The sequence below is a fragment of the Paenibacillus sp. FSL R5-0345 genome (assembly GCF_000758585.1).
Lineage (GTDB): Bacteria > Bacillota > Bacilli > Paenibacillales > Paenibacillaceae > Paenibacillus_AQ.
In genome coordinates, this window is record NZ_CP009281.1 from 4,474,160 (window position 1) to 4,495,375 (window position 21,216).

Genomic DNA, 21,216 nt, shown 5'->3' on the forward strand with positions numbered 1-21,216 from the left:
ATTTGCCTATTACTAGCAAACGCTTCTTCAGCCCTTTATAAGAGTAATGAAATGATCGATTTAGTTCTCAGACCTCTACACGATCATCAAACCAAGCTACTTCTTCGAAGAGTACTTCCGCATATCAAATGCGACCGCGGCTATGATGATCAAACCTTTGATAATTAATTGATAGTACGGGCTAATACCGATAAAGGTCAGACCGTAGTTAATGAGAGTAAAGATGATAACCCCCACTAGAACACCCGGTACAGTACCGATACCCCCGGTTGTAGATACACCACCCACTACGCAAGCTGCAATGGCATCAAGCTCATACATGTTACCGTAGTTATTTGTTGCTCCACCTGTTCTAGCAGCTTCCAGAACACCTGCCAGACCATAAAGGGCACCAGCAATTGCATAGATATAAATCAGATTCTTGGAAACATCGATACCGGATACTTTAGCTGCCTGCATATTTCCGCCAATCGCATACATGTTCTTACCCAGCTTGGTTTTATTGAATACCACCCACACAATGGCGGCGACCCCCAAGGCTATCAGCACGATATACGGAATTGAATATTGGCCGCTTCCTATAAAGCCAGAACCGATTTTAGTGAAATCAGGACGCAGACCGCCAATCGGCTGAGATTGGTTAGGGTCCATATCGAAGTACAGTGAGTTTAAACCATAAACGATAACCATCGTGCCTAGTGTTGCTATAAACGGGGGAACATGCAGTTTGGAAACGACAATACCGTTTATGAGTCCGCAGAGAAGACCAGCTATAATAGCTATAAGGATTGGAAGCCATACTTGCACCTGCGGCAGATCAGGGAAAAAGCGCCGGGAATAGTCCGGAATTTGCAGCATGGAGGCAGAGATAACTGCCGTGAAACCAACCACACGCCCAGCAGACAAGTCAGTACCTGCCGTAATAAGGATAAAGGCAACACCAAGCGCGATAATAATCCGCGTGGACGATTGGATTAATATGTCACGTAAAGTATTTACAGAGATAAAGGCCGGTTCGTATAAAGCAATACCCATAATCAGAAGTACCAATACAATATAAATGGCATTTTGCGTAATAAAGGTTTGAGTTCTTTTAACGTTCATTAGTAGTGTTCCTCCTTAAAGTTACGCGAAGAGTAGCTCTCTTCGTAAACCAAATCTAGTTTCGCCTAGCAAAACTATCAGTACATTCCTATCCTAATGCTGTGCAGCGAGACGCATAACTTCGGTTTCCGTAGCTTGCTCGCCTTCTAGTATACCGGTGAGTCTACCTTCCGACATGACCATTACGCGGTCAGACATTCCGAGCAGCTCCGGCATTTCAGAGGAGATCATAATGATACTCTTCCCTTGCTGGGCTAGGTCGGTAATAATGGAGTAAATCTCGAATTTAGCCCCTACGTCGATACCACGAGTCGGCTCGTCCAGAAGCAGGATTTCGGGCTCAGTCAGCAGCCATCTGGCAAGTAACACCTTTTGCTGATTCCCACCGGAAAGATTCATGATTAGCGTTTTGGTTGTTGGCGTTTTGGTACGTAATTTTTCAATCATTTTATCGACTTCCACTTTCTTCTTTTTTCCATCTAGTAAAAGAAGAAGCTTCTGGTAACGATGTAGATTAGCGATGGCACCATTCTCATGAACAGACAAAACTGGAAATATGCCTGTTACACGACGCTCTTCGGTAAGCAGAGCCATTCCATGTTTCTTAGCATCCTTCGGAGAATTGATATTAACCTTCTTGCCTTTAATAGAGATCGTTCCGGATTTCAAGGCTCGCAGACCGAACAATGCCTCAATAACCTCGGTTCTCTGGGCACCTACCAGACCACCAATCCCTAGGACCTCACCTCGTCTTAATTCAAAAGATACATCTTTAAAGGATCTTTCCTCCGGAGAGGTTAACCCTTCTACCTTCATGTATACTTCCCCAGGTACGTTAGAACGTTCTGGGAATCGATTCGTTAAATCGCGACCCACCATTTTGGAAATGATTAGATCTGTAGTTAATTCCTCCGCTGGCCAAGTACCAATTTTTTTACCGTCACGCATAATAGTAACTTCGTCAGAGATTGCAAGAATCTCTTCCATTTTGTGAGATATATAGATAATAGCTACGCCTCTACTTCTGAGGTCCCGTATGATCCGGAATAAATGTTCCACCTCCACACTGGTTAAGGAAGAAGTGGGTTCATCCATTACAATAACTCGGGAGTGAAAAGAGACAGCCTTCGCAATTTCAATGGATTGGATTTTGGATACAGACAGCTTACCCACTAAAGTCTCAGGATTCAGATCGATATCCAGATCTTTAAACAAATTTTCCGTGTCAGTGTACATTTTCTTATGGTCGATAAACTGAATCGGTCCGATTCCCTTCGTTGGAAAACGTCCTAGCCAGATATTCTCCATAACACTTCGGAACGGCACGGGGTGCAGCTCCTGGTGAATCATTGAGATACCGCTTTTTAACGCATCATTGGAACTGCTGATGGAAGCCTTCTCACCATCCAAAAAAATCTCACCGGCATCCGGTGAATAAATACCAAAAAGGCATTTCATGAGTGTGGACTTACCTGCGCCGTTCTCGCCCATAAGTGCATGAACCGAACCCGGTCTGACCTTTAAACTAACATCATCCAGCGCTTTGACGCCGGGGAATTCTTTAGTAATATTGTTCATCTCCAGCAAAAACTCAGCTTTTTCCATGTTGTTACGCCCCCTACGCTTTTTTTCTTTTTTATGAGAGGCACAGCGGTTCCATCCTGTTCCCTGCCTAAAAGAAATACCGAGGAGCGGTTATCCGCTCCCCGTGCTGTCATATAATCATGAATAACGCTGTAGCCGAGGTAATTACTTAGCGTCAGCTATGTTGTCTTTCGTAATCTTTTTGTAGGATATCCATACGTATTGGTTGTCAGTGATATCAAAACCTACATTGTCTTTCGTAGGTGTTTCACCTTTAGCAAGCAAAGCAGCAACTGTGATAGCAGCTTTACCTTGGTTATTCGCATCGTTCAGCACCGTACCGAGCATTGTTCCATCTTCCAGCGCTTGAATCGCAGGAGCAGTTGCGTCTACACCTACTACCGGCATAAATTTGTCACCCGTGAAGTAGCCTGAAGCTTTTAGAGCTTCGATTGCACCGAGGGCCATATCGTCGTTATTAGCAAGAACAGCTTCGATTTTATCGCCGTGGGAGCCAAGGAATGCAGCCATTTTTTCTTGTCCTTTTACGCGATCCCACATTGCTGTATCTTCAGCCAGTTTCTCCACCTTGATTCCTGCATCTTCGATAGCTTGGATAGAGTAAGTAGTACGAAGCTCAGCATCTTGGTGTCCTGGTTCACCTTTTAGCATTACATATTGGAGAACACCGTCGCCGTTCTTATCTGCTTCAGGATGTGCTTTCCAGTAGTCAACAATCAGTTGGCCGGACATTGTGCCGGATTCTTCTGCTTTAGCACCTACATAATAAACTTTATCCCATTTTTTCATATCTTCAGGAAGCGGTTCACGGTTCAGGAATACTACCGGAATGTTAGCTGTTTTAGCTTTTTCGATAATGACGCCAGCAGCTGTACGGTCAACTGGGTTAATCAGCATCCCGTTATATTTTTTAGTGATGAATAAGTCAACCTTGTCATTTTGTGTTGGCTGTGAATTTTGGCTATCTACGATATCTACTGTAGCAATGCCTTTAGCAGCACTATCGATGGCGTTACGAACACCTGTCATAAAGGTATCGTCAAATTTGTAAATGGCGACCCCAACTTTAGGAGTTTCTGTTGTAGTACCTGAGTTCTCAGTCTTTGGAGCATTAGTAGCCTTATCATTGCCTGCAGCACTATTAGTAGTATTGTTGTTGCCACCACAGCCTGTCAGAGCAGCACCCAGTAAAGCACTAGCTAATAGCACGGAAGTGATTTTTTTCATTATTCATTGACCTCCTATTTATACTTCTTTTTTGTTTGCCCCTGATCGTCTCGGGTACATCCATATTATGCCTCACCTGAAAACGCTTGCGAATATAAAATCCTACTCATTAATATAAAAATTCTAATGAACCCGTAAAGAAATATAAGGATGATTTTCATTAAAAATTTATACTTTCTTATATTCTAAAAAAAAACGAATACCGCCCCATTCAAGGATGGTATCCGTTTCACGAATCGTATATGCTCAAAATAGCTCCTATCTAACGAACGGAAATAACAGTTTTTGATTCTCAGGCCACAACATATTGTCCAAATCAATTAGTTTTGTTCCTGTATCTACACGTTCTGGTACATCGATTCCTTCGATCACTTCAACAGCATGTTTTACAGCTAAATACCCGTTACTAAAAGGGTTTTGGATGACGGTTGCTTGAACTGTACCATCCTGCAGCAATTCCATCATGGAGGGGGAGCTATCAAAGGCAACCATTTTAATATTTTGCAGCCCCCGACTTTGGATCGCCATTGCCGCACCCTGTGAAGCAGTTTCATTCAGACTCGCAATTCCCCGCAAATTCGGGTGCTTCAGCAGCATTAGCTGCGTAAGTTCTTCTGCATCCTTAATGCTGGAGGTCGTGTATGAAATCTCAACCACCTGTATGTTTGGATAACGGGCCGTATAATTTAAGAATCCCTTCTCCCGTTCCTCTGCGTCTCTAGCACCATATTCAATTCCGCTGGAAGAATCCTGTTTCTCACGCTGAGTTGAATTGGTGAAATTAATAATGCCCACCTCGCCGTATCCTTTCAACAGCTTGATCAATCTTTCTGCAGATTTTTGACCCGCTTCATAGCCGTTCGAGCCAATATATGTCCTTACTCTTGCTGAACCTACTTCCGCATCTACGGATATGACAGGGATTTTGGTATAAGCCGCCTGATCTACAACCTGTGCAAGCCCCATATAACTACTTGCAGCTAAAATAATCACATCTGCTTTTTCATTAATAGAGTCCTGCACCATTTTCACCTGTTCTGTGATGTCACTCTCAGAGTCCGGAGCTTTGAAGGTTAATTTCACGTTGAATTCCTGCGCTGCAGCTTCTGCCCCCAATTTAACCGTATTCCAGTAGTCACCCCTGTTCATTTTCACAATGAGATGAATATTACGGGTCTTATTTGTATTGATGTAATTGGGCGCTGAATTAAAACAAGAAGAAACCGTAGTCCATAACACCACACACATTAACAAGGTTAGCCAAAAACGAAAGGTTTTCATGACGATGTCTCATCCTCCTTAAGCCCTTCATTGCCTTCGCCTTTTGCGAGTGCCGGAAAGATAAGGGTAACCGTAGTGCCTTCTTCAATTTCACTTTCAAAAGAAAGACCATATTCTCGGCCATAGTACAGCTCAATCCGCTCGTTCACATTTCTTACGCCTACCCCGGAACCGCTCATACTTTTACTGCCACCTGTCAAAATAACCTTCATAGTCTCCTTGGACATTCCTAGTCCATTATCACTAATCCGTATGATGACAAGATTGTCCTTCAGTTCCGCTTGGATAGAGATAAAACCTTCATCAGGCATCATTTCTATTCCGTGATACAAGGCATTCTCTACAATCGGCTGCAAAATCAGCTTAATCGTCTGACACTGCAGCACTTCATCCTGCGCGATGATCTCATAGCGGAACTTATTTTTGAAACGGAAGCTTTGTATGACGAGATAATGACGAATATGATCCAGCTCTTCCTGTACGGTAATCATATTATTGCCTTTGCTTAGGCTTATACGGAAAAACTTCGATAAGGACTGAATCATTGTGACGACTTCCTCCGTCTTACCACGCTCAGCAAGCCGGATCACAGAGTTCAAGGTATTGTACAAGAAGTGTGGATTAATCTGGGATTGCAGGACTTCAAGCTCACCCTTGCGTTTCGTTTCTTGTTCATAAATAATTTGATCCATCAATTGACGGATTCGCTGCAGCATGAGGTTAAACCGTTTGGACAACTGCTCTACCTCATACGCACCGCTCACATCGATTCGAGTATTAAGATCCCCTTCGCCTACCTGCTGAAGTGTCCGTTCCAGCTTACGGATCGGGCGGGCAATTCGCGCAGATAAAAAGACAGATACGATAATTACACATAAAATAACTACCGCTAGGAACCAGGATAAAAAGGTGTTCAGATCTCGCTTGGTGGTTACTATCTCGTCATAATAAGCAACTCCGACTATTTTCCATCCGGTCTGTTCCAGCGTACGCACTGTGATAAAACGTTTTTCACCTGTAGACTCATCCAAATAGCTACGGTAAGCATATTCCAGTACCGGCTCCACATTCTCATACTTTAAGCCAGCATAAATAAGCTGCTGCTGCGGATGATACACAATGTTGCCTAATTGATCGAGGATGTAAGCGTATCCTCTTTTACCAAGCTTAACCTGCTTGCTCAGCTCATCTATGGTGCGAAAGTTAAAATCCATCAGCAGGATACCCGTTTTTAATACTCCCTTTTCCTGATATTGAATGAGTTTACTGATCGACACGACCCATATGTATTGACCTTTAAACAAATTCTGAATATGGGGCGCTGAATAAGAGATCTCAGACGTTCTTTTGGCCGTAGTAAACCAACTCTGGGTTTCTAACTGTGTGTTGCTGCGCAACTTCTGTCCTGCTGTGCCCACAACGTATTTCCCCTGTGGTGTAAAAACTGCTGCAGAAACAAGATCCTCTCTACTTCCCATTAACATAGCCATTCTTTCCATCAGTAAAGCCGAGTCCACGGAGGGACTATTCGTTATTTGATCTTCTGCGGTTTCAAAAATATTCCGCATCCCTTTAACATAAAGCTCCAGATTGTAGTTCACTTGCTCAATAATCTGCTGCATATTCATATTGGCATTCTCTTCTGCTGTCTTCGCAAACTTGTTATACAGCATAAGGCTGACAACGACGGCTACAAGTACGGCGACAGATGTAAAAGTGAGCGTAATCGTCACTTGAATGCTCCGCAGCTTGGAGGACAATCGACGTTTCCCTCCTTTTGGATGCTGCGGCCGCAGTCGAAAAGAATAGGACTTTTCTTGCCGCATGGCTACCCTCCTCTGGAGCTGTTTTTATACTCTTTGGGAGACTGGCCATATTTTTTACGGAAGCAAAAGCTGAAATAGTTAGGATCAGCAAAGCCAATTTTCTCGGCGATTTCAAAAGCCTTCAGTTCCGTGGAGCGTAAAAGTTCCTTTGCTGCCTCTAATCGGATTTGCAAGAGATAACTAACGAAAGTCATCTTCATTTCCTTCTTAAAAATACTGCTAAAATAACCCGTACTGATATGTAAATGCTGACAAACCTTTCCGATAGAAATATCCGATTCCTCATAATGGCTACGGATGTATTCTTTAGCTTCATCAATAAGCAGCTTATAGCTAGATTGGCGTTCTAAGGCAATGGAGTCCATTAGCCGGCTGCAAATAGTAATAATCCATTGTTTGGCTTCACTCATACTATTAAATTTATTCATCTCAGTTAATGAGGAAATGCCAGATCCAACGAACTTAGCAGCATCACTACCGGACTCTTTGGCTACACGCAGGATAGATGTAATAATCTCCAGCAAAAAAATCTGATAATCCTGAGTAGATACCTGCTCAGCATTCAATCCGCCAAATAACTCCTCCACGACCTCTTTAAGCTCCTGTACGGTTCCCATCTTAATCGTTCGGATTAAGGACTGCTGGGTCAATTCATCATAGGCCAAGAGTGTATTCGAACGTGACTCCACATCCTCGATCCAAATGACTCTGTTATTGCCGAGAATGAGACGATAATCTAACGCTTGCATGGCATCTCCAAAGGAATTAAATAGCATAGCAGGCGAATGACAAACCGTTCCAGAACCAGCGGTTACCGTTAGCTTAAGAAACCGCTGCACATTATGGCGGATTTCTTCTAGAATTTCAAAAGTTTTCCCCGTAATTTCAGTTTCTTCTCCTGCATCACAAATGGAAAGAAGCACCACCTCATCACGATGGATAAACACCCTGCAAAAATTATGCTTATTACATAATTCTTCTGCAATATTGAGCACAGCGAAGAGCTGTAAATTTCTCTCTCCCGTATCTCGCAAAGAAATTTGCTTTCCTGCGGTAAGGCTAACCGTTTCTCGCTCTGGACGAATATAATCCACACTAATTACCGAGGCTTGGAACCATTTCCCATGAAGATCTATTCCGTATTCCGAACTTTTTTCGTCTATTTCATTCATTCGTAACTTGCGTGAAACTAGTGAAGATAAAAACTGCTCACGCAGCACAGGCAGACTTTTTCGATAATGCTCACTGAGTACAAAAACATTCTCCTTCTCTGCAATTTCAGCCTCTATAGTGGCTCTGACCTTTAGCAGAACATCAATCAACTCCTGTGAAGAAAACGGTTTCAAAATATACTCGTCGATCTGTAGTTTAATCGCCTTCTGCGCATATTCAAATTCATCATACCCTGTCAGAATAATGATCTTGGTATTGGGATGCCGTTCGCGAATCCATTCCGCCAGCTGCAGCCCGTTCATAAAAGGCATTTGAATATCCGTCACAACCACATCCGGGAGCAAACGATCAATCGCATCCGCTGCCTCCCGTCCATTCTCCGCCTGTTCTACAATTTCGAAACCGTAGTGCTCCCAATCAATTTGCCCGATGACCCCTTCTCTAACATCTTCTTCATCCTCAGCAAGAATTAACTTGTACATTTCTCATCCCTCTTTGGAAACGATTTATTTAACTGTCATAAAATTCATTCTATATGATTCAAACTATTCCATCTATGGTTAGTTATTTAAATCGATTTATTAAAAACTAAAAAGTCTGTCTAATGACTACAATGTGCTACTTGGAGAGATATGAAAGATATAGCCGGGGATATGAAACACGGAGTCAGAGGGATATAAAAGATATGAGGGGATGAAGTGACTTGAAAGCTACTTCATAGCAAGAACTACTTCAGATTCTCAGTAATTACTGCTTTAGCGATCTCCGTATTATAAAAAGGTGTTCTTTTTGCAGGTTTATATCCTTGACCGATCCTTGTATTTACGTAAAAAAAACCATCCCGCCGTAGCTGGGATGGGGATGATCGGAACCTATAAGTATTATAGCAACGCTTTGTTAAAGCGATAACCTGCTGTCTTTTCGAAACCTAAATGACGATAAAAAGCATGTGCCGGTGCGCGCTCTACGCGGTTACCACTTCTCAAGAAGAGCTGACAGCAACCTTGCTCACGTGCCCATTCTTCTGCTGCGGCCACAAGTCTTTTACCGAGTCCGTTTCCTCTGAGTTCTTCTGATACGATAAGTGCAGTAATCTCAGTGATACAATCTGTTTGTTTGTAATACGAGATTACCTGTCTAAGACCGACCATTCCCACAACTTCATTGTTTAGTTCTGCAACAAGCGTGCATTGGAGATGGTTATTCTCCATGCTTTCGAGTCTCTCTTTCATCACGCTAAGCGTTGTTGGATAGCCGAATTCCCGCAGAAGCGCTGTAACTCTCTCCAGATCATTCAAGCCGCATTTGCGAATTTCCAGTACAGGTGCCATGGTACTACTGTTCATCCTCATTTACCTCCACTTTTAGCATAGACGCTGCCTGCTTGGCTACCGTCCGCGCGATTTCCACATCTTCCGCCGCACTTAACGCCACTGCCATCCGCCGCCCAGGACGGACTTCTGGTTTACCAAATACCCGAACCTGAGTTCTAGGTAACTCCAAAGCTTCACCAATTCCAGTCACAACAAAAGCTCGTCCTTCTCCTTCAGCCTTCAGCGTTGCTGAGGCACCTGGTGTCAGTAATTGAACTGATTGGACTGGAAATCCAAGAATAGCTCTGACATGCACTGCAAATTGAGATAAATCCTGCGTCGCCATCGTCACCATCCCTGTATCATGAGGTCTGGGTGACACTTCACTAAACAATACGCCTTGATCCGTCAAGAAAAGCTCCACTCCAAAAATACCGAATCCTCCGAGCTGATCCGTAACTGCTTTGGCAATAGACTGAGCTTCATCTAGTAGTTCCGGCTTCATAAAGTGAGGCTGCCATGATTCGACATAATCTCCATCCTTCTGAATATGCCCAATAGGCGGACAAAATATCGTGCCAGACACGGACCTTACCGTCAAGAGTGTAATCTCGCTCTCAAAGGTAACAAAGGCTTCCACGATCACACGTGTTCCTTTGGCTCTAGCTCCATCCAAAGCAGTGTTCCAGCACTCTTCCGCATCCTCTGGTCTTTTACAAACACTTTGCCCTTTGCCAGAAGAACTCATAATTGGCTTGATGACACAAGGAGTGCCTAGTTCTGCAACGGCTTGATGCAGCTCTTCCAGACTATCTGCAAAACGATAATCCGCTGTTGGCAATCCAAGTTCTTCAGCAGCAAGTCGGCGAATGCCTTCTCTGTCCATGGTCAGACGAGCCGCTCGTGCGGTCGGAACAACGAAGAAACCTTCCTCTTCAAGCTCTTGAAGAGCATGAGTGGCAATTGCTTCAATTTCCGGAACAATAACATCCGGTTTTTCTGAGCGAATAAGCGTTTTAAGCGCCTCTGCATCCAGCATATCAATAACATGTGAACGATGAGCTACACCCATCGCTGGTGCATCGCTATAACGGTCTACAGCTACGGTCTCTACGCCAAGACGTTGAGCTTCGATTATGACTTCCTTACCCAGTTCCCCGCTGCCCAGCAGCAGCAGCTTGCGGCTTTGAGCTGAAAAAGGAGCTCCCCACATTGTCGATTTCAACCTCTTTCGGCAAATTGACTATCACGTTTCCATAAATTTCTGAAAACGGAACAGTTTCTTTGTATATTTTCAGGCTTCTTTATTTTCATCCATCATACGCCAGATTGCAAGTGTTCTTCGACAATTTCCTACAAATTTCAAAGATTTTTGTCCAATCTATCAACAAAAGATTGTTCCAAGAGAGATAATTGGTGACCTAACTGGCCCCAATGATCTGCGGACTCACCTCCTTTAAGGAGATCCAGCATCGCTTTCTCTTGCTCCGCCATCCCTTCTTGAAGATGTTCTGAAGCGGCCTTTAATTCATTGGCAATGCATTCGACATAATGTGCAAGTAATTTTTTCTTCTGCTCTGCCGCCGCAACATTAACAGCTTCTTTCACAAGAGGCTCAGCCGCACCTTTGACTTGCTCCCGGCCAGCGCCTTCAAAGAAGTAGCGGGGAGATTTAAAATGTCCCCATAAGGTTGACCATTCCACGGACTGAAGCTGACATTCCAGCTCACTAGGAGATGGCCATGCCGTTTCTTCATTCTCCATCAGCTGAAACTCCTGCGTAGAGAAGCGCAGCTCAGCAGCAGCCGCTTCGGCAGCTTCATGAACAAGTCTGCGCCCAGTATTCTCCAGTCGCAGCGTTGTCGCCCATAGCTCTTGCTCCAATTCACGCTGAGTGGTACGCATCAGCTCTGCACCACATGCAGCGAAGATAGCTTTTAAATTTCCTGCATCCTCACGCAGCAAGGAGGGGTGGAAAGACTCTTGAAAATTTCTAGTGAAGGAGAAGCTAATCCGCTGACACACATGATAGATCAGCTCCTCTCCTTCATGTACTAGATCTCTACCAGGACGTTCTTCTGTCTCCAATAGGGATAGCCGTTTCAATGCTAATTGACGACGTTCTTGCATTTCTTTTAATCCTGCTTCGCGCTCGTTTGCCGCCATGGAAGCGAGATTCTGCCACTCTTCCGCCCTGCGGCGAACAGATGCAATACTCTCTGCAGCTGCATTAAGTGAAAGCTGAGGAAGTTCATCTCCCGCAAAGCTGGATAAGGCTTGCTCGAAATGATGGAAACGGGAAGCCTCATAGCGTTCATAATTATGCTGAGTTTTACCTTCCAGAGCCAGCAAGCTAGAGAGCGCGTAAATTCTCGGTGAACGTAAGCCACCTGCACGTAAATTTTGAGCGACATGCTCTCGTACCTCTTCCAATTCATCTTCACTAGAAGCAAGATCGGAAGCATTGATAATAAAGAACATTTTATCAAGTGCAAAGCTATCTTTAATACGGCCCAGCTGTGCTAGCAAACCTCGATCTGCTTTTGAAAAGGCGTGGTTGTAGTAGGTAACAAAACATATTGCGTCCGCATTTTTCATGTAATTAAAGGTTACGCCGGTATGACGGGCATGCAACGAATCGGCTCCTGGTGTATCCACGAGTACAATCCCGCTTTCGGTCAAGGGGCAGGCATAATACAAATCAATCCCCTGTACAAAGCAGGCCCGAGTTTCCTCGGCTACAAGGCTTCGGTATTCTTCCAGATCCACAGTTCGAACTGTTCCAAGCAGAGGCTCGGCTTCTGCCCAGCCAGCCGCTGCTGCCCGTAGAAATCCAGCATGGGGCAACGCAGACGGATGAATTCCTCTTGCAGGCAAGCTTGCAAGAACTGTTGTCCATGAGTTCTGCTGTGGTTCACCCAGCTGCAGCACATTGAACGAATGGCAGATGTCATCCCAGAAATCTGCCATGGTCTTCATCGTTACAACCGCGCTGGCATGACGGAAGTCTCCTTCCGGCGCCAATATGCGGTTGACCGCAGCCGTGGCGGGATGTGGAGACACGGGCAGCACTTCTTCGCCGAGCAAAGCGTTGGCGAAGGAGGACTTACCCGCGCTGAACGCACCGAACAGCGCGAGGGTAAAGCGGCCGCCGGCGAGATCCTCCGCCCGTGCGGCCAGACTCCGCGCCGCCGATGCCATCGCAGGCTCGCGGCGCAGCAGCTCTGCCGCAGCCGCCAGCGCGTCAGCGGCTGCCGATAGCCGGCGGCGCCCGCCCGCCGGCGAAGCCGTGCCCGCTGCCCAGCTTGCGGCGGCGGCACTTCCAGCCGCTACGCTTTGCGGCGGCTGGACCTCCCGCGGTGCGGCGCTTTGCGCGGCCGCACGCGGGGTGACCCTCACCTCCGGCAGGATGCCGGGGGTGAGGGGCCGGCGCGGCGGCAGCAGCGCCGCGAGCTCGTGCGCGCGGGCGTCAGCCGCGCGGTCCAGGGCGGCTAGCGCAGCTACGGCGCGCGACTGCCGCGCAAGAGCTTGTTCTCGGCGCTGGAGTTCCGCGCGCCGATCATCCATGAGCGGTGGCAGCTTCGCTAACAGCTCATCGCTCACCGCTAAGACGGCACGGCGGAACTGGCTCTTAATATCAGCCGCAAGGGTGCGGCAGAAATTGAGCAGCGCCTCGCCGCTATACCCCGTTCCCGGCTTAACTGCAGCCGCCAGCCACTCCTGGCTCACCGCCGGGAACCCTTGCTTCAGAGTCGTCTCCGCCTCCTCCTCCCACAGCCCGAGACTCTCCGCCCAATCACGAACCAGCTGAATCAAATGCCATTCCAGCTGAGCGGAAATCTCTCGGGTCAACAGTCCTTGCCAGACTGCCAGTCGTTTACTTTGTTCCTTCTCCCGCCGCGCAGCCGTAGAGAAAAACCCTAACCGAAACGTAGGGCTGGCACTCTCGATATAGTTTCCTGATGCCTCTCTTACATCCGCAGGCATTAGATTAGCATTATTCAGTAAGGTGTCGAGACCCGTTCGCAAGCTCGATCGCGACTGCTGAGGCAACTCCTCGAGTTGTTTCTGCTCTTCTTCTAGCGACTTCAGTTCCTTCGTCACCGTCTCTGCATTCGCACCTTCCAATTCTTCAAGGAGAGCTGCTTTCTCCTCCTGCTGATCTTCACGGAATGCAGTTAAAGAAGCGTCCGCTGTATGATGGATGGAACGAGACAGGCTATATTGAAGTAGTTGTTCCTTTTGTTCCAATAGTTCTGTTATTAGGATGAGTAGATGATCCCAATGATTAAGTGGATGCTCTTTCTTTTTGAGAGAGGTGAACAGAATTCCAGCACAATGAATCCCCCATTGTTCAAAAGCATTTTCAAGTTGACGTTTATATTCCTCAATAGAAATTTCTTGTTCCCTGTGCTTGTCGATCTGATTAACGATCAGATACAAAGGTTTACCCCAGTCGCTAAGATTTTTGGCAAAGGCCAAATTATTCTCTGACTGTACATGGTTATAATCCATTACATAAAATACAACATCCGCTAAATGCAGCGCGGAACGAGTCGCCGCCTGATGACCATCATCCGTCGAATCTACACCAGGTGTATCCAATAAAACGCCATCCTTACCTAGCAGCGGTATCTCATTCCATACCTCAATCGCGGAATATTCGCCACCGTTTCGACAGTATTCCTGTAATCTTTCTGGAGTTGTCTCTATAGGTGAAGGTTCATTTTCACTTCCTTCAACCCTAGGATAAATAAGCACTCGCGGAACTCCACTGCGAATAGAGACAATATTGGCACTAGTCGGCACAGGTCCCGAAGGCAGCACTGAACTGCCGCATAGGAGATTGATCATACTGGATTTCCCTGCCGAAAAATGCCCGCAAAAAGCAAGGGTCAGTTCATTCCCACCCTCTTTATGCTGTAAATCTTCATATATACGTTCAGATCCTTCATCGCCCCAGCGATGCATTAATCTACGCAACTGGAAAAGCAGCGATGCTGTTTCATTTAATGTCTCTTTCTGAATGCTAACCTGTTCCGCTCTCACTGACTCTCCACCTCCACTGTTACCATCTAATCATGCTTTGAATATTACCCATTCAAGAATACGAAATCAGACTCATTTTTAAAATATAAGAAAGTATATGTTTCACACTATTCATTATCCTTATATTTCTCGCTTAAACGCTTGCCGTCCTTATAAGGACGCTGAAGGCATTTAAATTTATACAATGTTTATAACGGTGTAATTTCTGAGATGTCATGCGAAACCTTTTTTATAAATAATAATTACAGTTTATCACCAGTTTGACACAAATTAAATACACACTACTTACAAAATAACCTATCATCTCTTACGAAATGAGGTTATTAAAACATCTTTCTGCTATTATCGCTAAAAAGTAAGCAACAAAAAAGGAGCCAACCTGAGGGCTGACTCCTTTTAACATTTTTTAACTTATGCAGTTTCCGAAACAGGTAACAGAATTTCGAATACTTTTCCGTGCTGCAGAATAGTCAACCCACGAGATTTATCTCTCATTACGACAACCTCAGGTTTCACTGACATACGCTCAAAATAGTGTTCAGGAACGTCACCGGAATGACTGATCGTGATACCTTCTACTTCTTGCTCTTCGTTCTCTTCGAGTGGGCTTTCCACTACGCGATCAAAAATATCAGAGAACACTTCAAAATTATCTGTGTATACAGAAATGCATTTCATCTCTATCCCATCCTCTTCTTCAACTCTAACTTATTGACGTATGATCTTTAGCTTTCCTGACAACTGCTGTTTTCATACGTTTTTTGCCCTCTCGACATACATCAAGGAGCGGACAAACTTGACATTTTGGGTTCTGTGCCTTGCAGTGATATCGTCCGAAAAAGATAAGCCGGTGATGAGTGATCGTCCATTCGTCACGTGGCACAGCCTTCATCAGCTTCTTTTCCACTTCCAGCACAGAATCTTTCCAGCCTGCTAGCGCAAGTCGTTTGGCAACCCTCTCCACATGCGTGTCCACTGCAATGGCAGGAACTCCAAAAGCGTTGGATACTACTACGTTTGCGGTTTTACGACCTACACCGGGCAACGTTACAAGCAAGTCATGAGCCTCAGGCACCTCGCCACCATACCGTTCTATGAGTATAGAGCATAGGCTTTGGATATGCTTAGCTTTGTTACGATATAAGCCGATGCGCCGGATATCCCCCTCCAATTCCTCCAGCGGTACAGAAATATAATCGATGGGGGCTTTGTACTTTTGGAACAGGTCCTCGGTCACTTTGTTCACCGTTGCATCCGTACATTGGGCTGACAACAGTACCGCTATCGTTAATTCAAAAGCATTACTGTGATTGAGCTCGCAATGTGCATCAGGGAACAAGTCTCCAATTGTATCCAGGATGTGGCGGACCTCTGCAACTTTCATAGTGTCCCCTCCACGGAGCGATTACGCTCAGTAAAACTTACACGAGCGTGTCCTCTAATGTAAAGAAATATAAGCAAAGTCTGTATTATAACGTATGGTTTCATACATTTCAAGAAAATACAACTCTTAAACTTTCTTATATTTCAAAAAAAACGTCTTGACGCAGGCAAAGCTCCTGTGTCAAGACGGTGATTCACTCGGAAATCCACCATTGCTACTATTGTTTCACAATTTCAACCACGATATCATTATTGAAATACATTATAATATTATCATTTTCTTTCAGAGATTGCACGGACAATGTCGTATCTCCTTGATGAATATATACATTTGAAGCAAGTGTGAACTGATACTTATCGTTCAGATTAGCTCTCTTCGTCACCAATGAGTTCGTCGTACTGTCAAAGCGAGAGAATGAACGAGTTAACTGTGGTAACACTCGAATGACTGTCACTCCATCCGTATCTTTCCGAATCTCCACTCTGTCCGCTGTTGTTAAGTTACTAAGAGCCGTTGTTGTCGCACCATCACGTATGATTCTAACTCCACCTACAGTAAAGTTTTGTGCTGCTCCAGCATACTCCTTCACAATTAAGCTGTTGGTTGCTGCTCCTACTGAACTAATCTGACCCGTTGTAAGCTTGACGGCCTGAATAGAGAGCGGTGCGCTTCCATCAAAAGTCACATTCAGATAATCTCCTGATTTCAAAGCGGTTATCTTAATGCTCTCACCGGCTTCATTAGTTATTGGGAGCGCCGCAGTATTAATTTCACTGGTCCCCCCGTTCCACTTAATGCTTACACGGTTGGTTCCAGAATTAACAGTTGCTGCTTCAACCTGAAGAACGGTCTTTACTTTCAATACTGCAATGAGATCCTGACTAGTTGTCAGTGAGGCTGTCACATTACTACCAACAGGGACATCACTTAAGGATGGATTAGTCTTCCCAAAAAGATCAACTAATTGTGGATATGGCAGTGTTATAGTTTGCCCGCCATCTTTAAGCTTCAATACAATTGTTCTAGAAGTAGTATTAACAGCAGACAAAGTTCCTTCGTACTTTGTGACAATTTCCAAAGACAAAGCCCGTTGACCTATTGCCGTTAAATTTACTTTACGGTTCTCAACAAGTTTCGTACCGGCATTCGTTAAATTAGGAAGTACGCCTTCAATCAACAATTTTGTTTTTTCATCCAACTGAACGACATGTGCCTTTTTATCAACATCCAGAACTGTCAACAGCTGTGTTTTTGTATTATAGTCAATAACCGTCGCTCCACTATACTGCTCAATTTGACGACTTAACACTTCAATTTTTGTGACCTGGTCACTGCTGTTTAGCGTAAGCTGAATTTTGTCCCCACCTACTTTATCAGCTATAAGATCATCAGCCACGGCGCTATTCATATTCGGAATAACAATCACCGGCTTCGTGCCTAACAGTTTAACTTCAAGTGTTCCGTCCGTTTTTTTATAAACAACTGTTGAATTGCTCAGTTCCGTAAGTACACCTTGAACTGTCCGTTCAACACCCTCTGTCACTTCTACAGTACGTATCACGTTTTCCTTAATCGTATATTTAACAGCAGCACCTGTCTTTAAATCTGCTGGCTGCAGTACTGATGATTGCGAGCTGAATAATGAAGTGCCATCTTCCCATTTAAAGGTTTCCACCGTACCAGCAGCATTTTTAAACGTAATGCTTTTCCCAGTAAGATCTATGCTTTGAACGGTACCTGTCGTCGTTTTGTTAATAACGCCTGAAGTCACTTGAACGTTGACCACTTTATGTGAACCGCTATAAGTTTCACGCTGTAACGTAACTATGCTGTCTGCTACCAGCGAAGCAGGTTCAATTGAAGTCCCATTCGCATCTACAAAGGTAGTCGTTTCATCGTAGTAATATTCAGTGAACCCAGTAGCTGATTTCAGCCATAGCTTATTACCAGGTGCTACCATTGCGAAGTTTCCGGAAAGGCTCTCCACTTGTTGTGTAGGGTCTGTCACTTCAACATAAGCTGCGTTATATGTCGCTCCAATTACAGTAACCTTTGTGTAAGGTTGGATATCACTTAGATTTATTCTACTTTCAGAAGCGCTTGTGTAATAAGCGGTGCTCGCTCCCAGGTTATATGTAGAAGTCTTTCCATTGTTATAAACGGATAGTTTTCCATCTGCTAATTGACTGATTGTTCCTGATACCGTGTTGTCATATTCAACCGTATTGTGAGCTTCCGCACGGCTGAAAAAGGTTGCCAATTGAGCACGGGTCACAGCCCCTTGTGGATCAAAGCGATTACCATCAAGACCATTGGCTAGTTTCAGATCAACAGCAACGTTGATGTAGCCTCTTTTGTTTGCAGACACTTTAGCATCATCCGCAAAACCTGTCGGCTCACTAGCTGCTACGGCTGCATCTGCAGTTTTTCCTAGTGCACGAATTAGGAGTTCAGCAATCCATTCGCGGGACGCTTTACGCTCTCCCCAAGAAGTCTTCAGATTATCTGGAGCCATTTCGGTTGCCTTATCAAGCAGGCCTTGTTGAAAGGCCAACACTACATAATCCTTGTAATAATTCGTAACCTTAAAATCATTAGGTAAGGCAACTGTTGAAGAAGTATCCACTTTATCCTGCAACTTCATAAAACGTAATGCCATAAGCACAGCTTCTTGTTGAGTTACAGAATCGCCAGGGCGGAACAAACCATTATTACCAACCACAATTCCCTGTGATGCAAGTTTATAAATATGCTTTTCAGCCCAGAAGCCTGTTTTCACATCGCTAAAAATGCCTACCGATTGTGTTGTGGTTGTTGCTGCTGTCGTTGCTGTATCTGCAAACACTGCGCTTGTGCCGCCAAAAATCATGGCACCAGCCATAACAGCCGATACTGCTTTAGTAGAATAAGTCTTCAATGGACGTTTTGACCTTTTTTGCGCGGACAATAGATTATTCCCCTCTCTGTGACACAAATAAATAGTATACCTTAAAGTTCGTCAGTTAGATGCTGTATTCCTTTGTTGTAATAACAATTAGCTATTATCTCTAGTCATAGGATGCATTAGGTCCACATGACCCATCAAGCTTTCAACCTTTTCACCGTCTACCAAAACTTCGATACTTTTCACTTCATCAAATTGAAAATAGGTTTTGGCAAGTGAAGAAATCGCTAAGGACTCCCCACCAGCACCCAGCTGTGCTTCATCCGGTTTATGAATATCCATCACAATTTGACCATCCACAAACTTTAACGATTTCAGCTCAATCTTACCCCATAACGATACAAGCTCAGTATTCTCGTTACTTTGCAATGCTTTGAATGTCTCTGTATATTTCTCAACATCGTCAGAGAAGCTAATGCTAGTCTTAGCAGGAATCAGATCCATAACTTGTGAATTCGTATAATAAGCTTCTATACTCAGACTCTGTTTTTGCTTCTCATCTGCTACTGGCTTCGCAGTAGGCTGGGTTTCTGCACTAGTATTGTCTGCTGTCGGTTGCGGAGTGCTAGCCACTTCGTTTCCTGGATCTTCACTTGGAGCCGGAGTACTTTCTCCAGCACCGCTTACAACATTAGTACTATCTGTCTCCACACCGTTTGCTGGAGCTGCTGTAGGCTTGTCTCCACAGCCAGCGATCACTAGCAGGAGCAGCGCGGCAACCCCAACCATAGTCCATTTTTGTTTCATCATTAATAAACGCCTCCTCTAGATGAATACGGGCAGACAGGTACCGCAAAACCACTTCTTGCCTTTTAAAAACAAAAGCAGAAAGCTGACTTTGCGGCGCTCGTCTGCCACTGGTCTGTTATTTTATACCCAAATATTCCTTAATTCCACTCACCATTGAAGCAGCAACTTTATTTTGAAGTGCATCTGTAAAGAGCAACGCCTCATCTTTTTTGTTACTCAGGTACCCTACTTCAAGTAAAACTGCAGGCATTTTCGTTTCACGAATTACATGGAAATTACCGTAACGTACACCGCGATCGCTAAGTCCTGTAGCTTGAACAAGATATTTATGCATCACGTTCGCCAATGCCTTACTGGCTTCCCGTTGATAATAAGTTTCTGTTCCACTTGCCGCCGAGGATCCTGAACTATTGGCATGTACAGAAATAAATAGGTCTGCCTTTAAATTATTAGCCATTGCCGCACGATCCTTAAGTTCCAAGAAAGTATCGTCACTACGCGTCAACACAACGTCGATATTACTCTCTTTTTTAAGCAAAGCAGCTGCCTTAAGCACTATAGCTAAATTAAAATTCTTCTCGTATTTGCCAGTGACTCCAACTGCTCCAGAATCCTTAGCTCCGTGCCCTGCATCCAGTACTACAAGCTTCTTACCGTCCTTACCTGGCTGTGTTGAAGTATCTCCCGTATCTTCTGCATTCAGATCAATGATGACCAGCTTAGAATCGGTGCCAGAAACGCTTACGTTATAATTTTTAGGATGATTCAAATCAATCACAAAACGTACTGTATAAGGGTTAGTGTTGTAAAGAGAATAACGAACTCCAGAAACATCAGGATAATCCGTTACTTCCAGTTTACCATTCAGGTCAGGGTCAAGAACTTGTCCAGTTCCGAACAGATCGGAGAAAGTAGCATTAGGAAAATCAACCACTAACCGATCCGGTCCAGTCATCGCCGTCACTTTCGGTGCTGAATTACCCTCTATCGCAATACTCAAACGATTTTCACTAAAACTCACACCATTTACCATCGTTAAATTCTTAGAAGGATCTACTGGGGGTACAACCTCAGATCCACCATTTTCAGTATTTCCACCAGAACTACCGTTATCATTTGAGGATCCTGGGGTAATAAGATATACACTCTTCTTCACGTTGTCCCACGAGACATTCAATCCAAACTGTTCACTTATGAATCGAATCGGTACAAGTGTCGTATTACTACGAAGGATTGGTGCCGTGGTAAGCGTTAATGTCTTGTCATCAACTGAGGCTGTCTTTTGATTCACAACCAGTTTGATGACCTTTCCTTGCTGTTCAATCGTTACCGTCTTGCTCTTCTGATCCCATCCCACGTTATATCCAAGGCTTTCAGAGATCAACCTTAACGGCACCATGATTGTATCATTCACATTCTCAACCGGGACATTTTGCCCTGCGGTCAGCTCCTTGCCGTCCAGATAAATCTTGCTATTCCCGGCAGCAGCATGTCCGTTCTCAGGCAAAACAAAAACTAAGAGCAACAAAAACAACATCAAACTGAATTTCTTCATTCTTC

14 protein-coding genes are annotated in these 21,216 nt (G+C 44.6%); all 14 read right to left on the minus strand.

What is annotated here, in order from left to right; all coding sequences use genetic code 11:
* Window positions 1–96: 96 nt before the first annotated feature.
* Window positions 97–1,104: a galactose/methyl galactoside ABC transporter permease MglC gene (gene mglC, locus R50345_RS19870; protein ID WP_042129441.1), complete on the minus strand. Its 1,008-nt coding sequence runs from the start codon at window positions 1,102–1,104 to the stop codon at window positions 97–99.
* Window positions 1,105–1,197: 93 nt separating this feature from the next.
* Window positions 1,198–2,709: a sugar ABC transporter ATP-binding protein gene (locus R50345_RS19875; RefSeq protein ID WP_042129442.1), complete on the minus strand. Its 1,512-nt coding sequence runs from the start codon at window positions 2,707–2,709 to the stop codon at window positions 1,198–1,200.
* Window positions 2,710–2,853: 144 nt separating this feature from the next.
* Window positions 2,854–3,936 carry a galactose ABC transporter substrate-binding protein gene (locus R50345_RS19880; RefSeq protein WP_139328545.1) on the minus strand — a complete coding sequence of 361 codons (1,083 nt, stop codon included), beginning with the start codon at window positions 3,934–3,936 and terminating at the stop codon, window positions 2,854–2,856.
* A 258-nt stretch (window positions 3,937–4,194) separates the two neighbouring features.
* Complete coding sequence (locus R50345_RS19885; protein WP_042129445.1) at window positions 4,195–5,217, minus strand: substrate-binding domain-containing protein; 1,023 nt, start codon at window positions 5,215–5,217, stop codon at window positions 4,195–4,197.
* On the minus strand, window positions 5,214–7,043 hold the full coding sequence (locus R50345_RS19890; RefSeq protein WP_042129447.1) for a sensor histidine kinase: 1,830 nt from the start codon (window positions 7,041–7,043) through the stop codon (window positions 5,214–5,216). The genes R50345_RS19885 and R50345_RS19890 overlap by 4 nt, the downstream gene beginning before the upstream one ends.
* A gap of 2 nt (window positions 7,044–7,045) precedes the next feature.
* Window positions 7,046–8,698 carry a response regulator gene (locus R50345_RS19895; RefSeq protein WP_042129450.1) on the minus strand — a complete coding sequence of 551 codons (1,653 nt, stop codon included), beginning with the start codon at window positions 8,696–8,698 and terminating at the stop codon, window positions 7,046–7,048.
* A 399-nt stretch (window positions 8,699–9,097) separates the two neighbouring features.
* A complete protein-coding gene (locus R50345_RS19900; protein WP_231573317.1) occupies window positions 9,098–9,562 on the minus strand; it encodes a GNAT family N-acetyltransferase in 465 nt (154 codons plus the stop codon).
* The gene (purT, locus tag R50345_RS19905; RefSeq protein WP_042129454.1) at window positions 9,552–10,742 is read right to left on the minus strand and encodes a formate-dependent phosphoribosylglycinamide formyltransferase; all 1,191 of its coding nucleotides are present in this window, start codon (window positions 10,740–10,742) and stop codon (window positions 9,552–9,554) included. The genes R50345_RS19900 and purT overlap by 11 nt, the downstream gene beginning before the upstream one ends.
* 149 nt (window positions 10,743–10,891) lie before the next feature.
* A complete protein-coding gene (locus tag R50345_RS19910) occupies window positions 10,892–14,578 on the minus strand; it encodes a dynamin family protein (protein WP_052414662.1) in 3,687 nt (1,228 codons plus the stop codon).
* Between the two features lie 411 nt (window positions 14,579–14,989).
* Window positions 14,990–15,256: a hypothetical protein gene (locus tag R50345_RS19915; RefSeq protein ID WP_042129455.1), complete on the minus strand. Its 267-nt coding sequence runs from the start codon at window positions 15,254–15,256 to the stop codon at window positions 14,990–14,992.
* A gap of 25 nt (window positions 15,257–15,281) precedes the next feature.
* Window positions 15,282–15,962 carry an endonuclease III gene (gene nth / locus R50345_RS19920; protein WP_042129457.1) on the minus strand — a complete coding sequence of 227 codons (681 nt, stop codon included), beginning with the start codon at window positions 15,960–15,962 and terminating at the stop codon, window positions 15,282–15,284.
* Between the two features lie 217 nt (window positions 15,963–16,179).
* Window positions 16,180–18,909 (minus strand): S-layer homology domain-containing protein, encoded by a 2,730-nt coding sequence (locus tag R50345_RS19925; protein ID WP_052414663.1) that lies wholly within the window; start codon window positions 18,907–18,909, stop codon window positions 16,180–16,182.
* Between the two features lie 87 nt (window positions 18,910–18,996).
* Window positions 18,997–19,656: a GerMN domain-containing protein gene (locus R50345_RS19930; protein ID WP_042129458.1), complete on the minus strand. Its 660-nt coding sequence runs from the start codon at window positions 19,654–19,656 to the stop codon at window positions 18,997–18,999.
* Between the two features lie 115 nt (window positions 19,657–19,771).
* Window positions 19,772–21,211 (minus strand): N-acetylmuramoyl-L-alanine amidase, encoded by a 1,440-nt coding sequence (locus R50345_RS19935; protein ID WP_042129459.1) that lies wholly within the window; start codon window positions 21,209–21,211, stop codon window positions 19,772–19,774.
* Window positions 21,212–21,216: the final 5 nt, after the last annotated feature.

Bases quoted from the DNA above. Each gene is read 5' to 3' on its own strand.
- R50345_RS19935 (WP_042129459.1), bottom strand. From the start codon at position 21,211: ATGAAGAAATTCAGTTTGATGTTGTTTTTGTTGCTCTTAGTTTTTGTT.
- R50345_RS19895 (WP_042129450.1), bottom strand. From the start codon at position 8,698: ATGTACAAGTTAATTCTTGCTGAGGATGAAGAAGATGTTAGAGAAGGG.
- mglC (WP_042129441.1), bottom strand. From the start codon at position 1,104: ATGAACGTTAAAAGAACTCAAACCTTTATTACGCAAAATGCCATTTAT.
- R50345_RS19900 (WP_231573317.1), bottom strand. From the start codon at position 9,562: ATGAACAGTAGTACCATGGCACCTGTACTGGAAATTCGCAAATGCGGC.
- R50345_RS19875 (WP_042129442.1), bottom strand. From the start codon at position 2,709: ATGGAAAAAGCTGAGTTTTTGCTGGAGATGAACAATATTACTAAAGAA.
- R50345_RS19930 (WP_042129458.1), bottom strand. From the start codon at position 19,656: ATGATGAAACAAAAATGGACTATGGTTGGGGTTGCCGCGCTGCTCCTG.
- nth (WP_042129457.1), bottom strand. From the start codon at position 15,962: ATGAAAGTTGCAGAGGTCCGCCACATCCTGGATACAATTGGAGACTTG.
- R50345_RS19885 (WP_042129445.1), bottom strand. From the start codon at position 5,217: ATGAAAACCTTTCGTTTTTGGCTAACCTTGTTAATGTGTGTGGTGTTA.
- R50345_RS19890 (WP_042129447.1), bottom strand. From the start codon at position 7,043: ATGCGGCAAGAAAAGTCCTATTCTTTTCGACTGCGGCCGCAGCATCCA.
- purT (WP_042129454.1), bottom strand. From the start codon at position 10,742: ATGTGGGGAGCTCCTTTTTCAGCTCAAAGCCGCAAGCTGCTGCTGCTG.
- R50345_RS19880 (WP_139328545.1), bottom strand. From the start codon at position 3,936: ATGAAAAAAATCACTTCCGTGCTATTAGCTAGTGCTTTACTGGGTGCT.
- R50345_RS19915 (WP_042129455.1), bottom strand. From the start codon at position 15,256: ATGAAATGCATTTCTGTATACACAGATAATTTTGAAGTGTTCTCTGAT.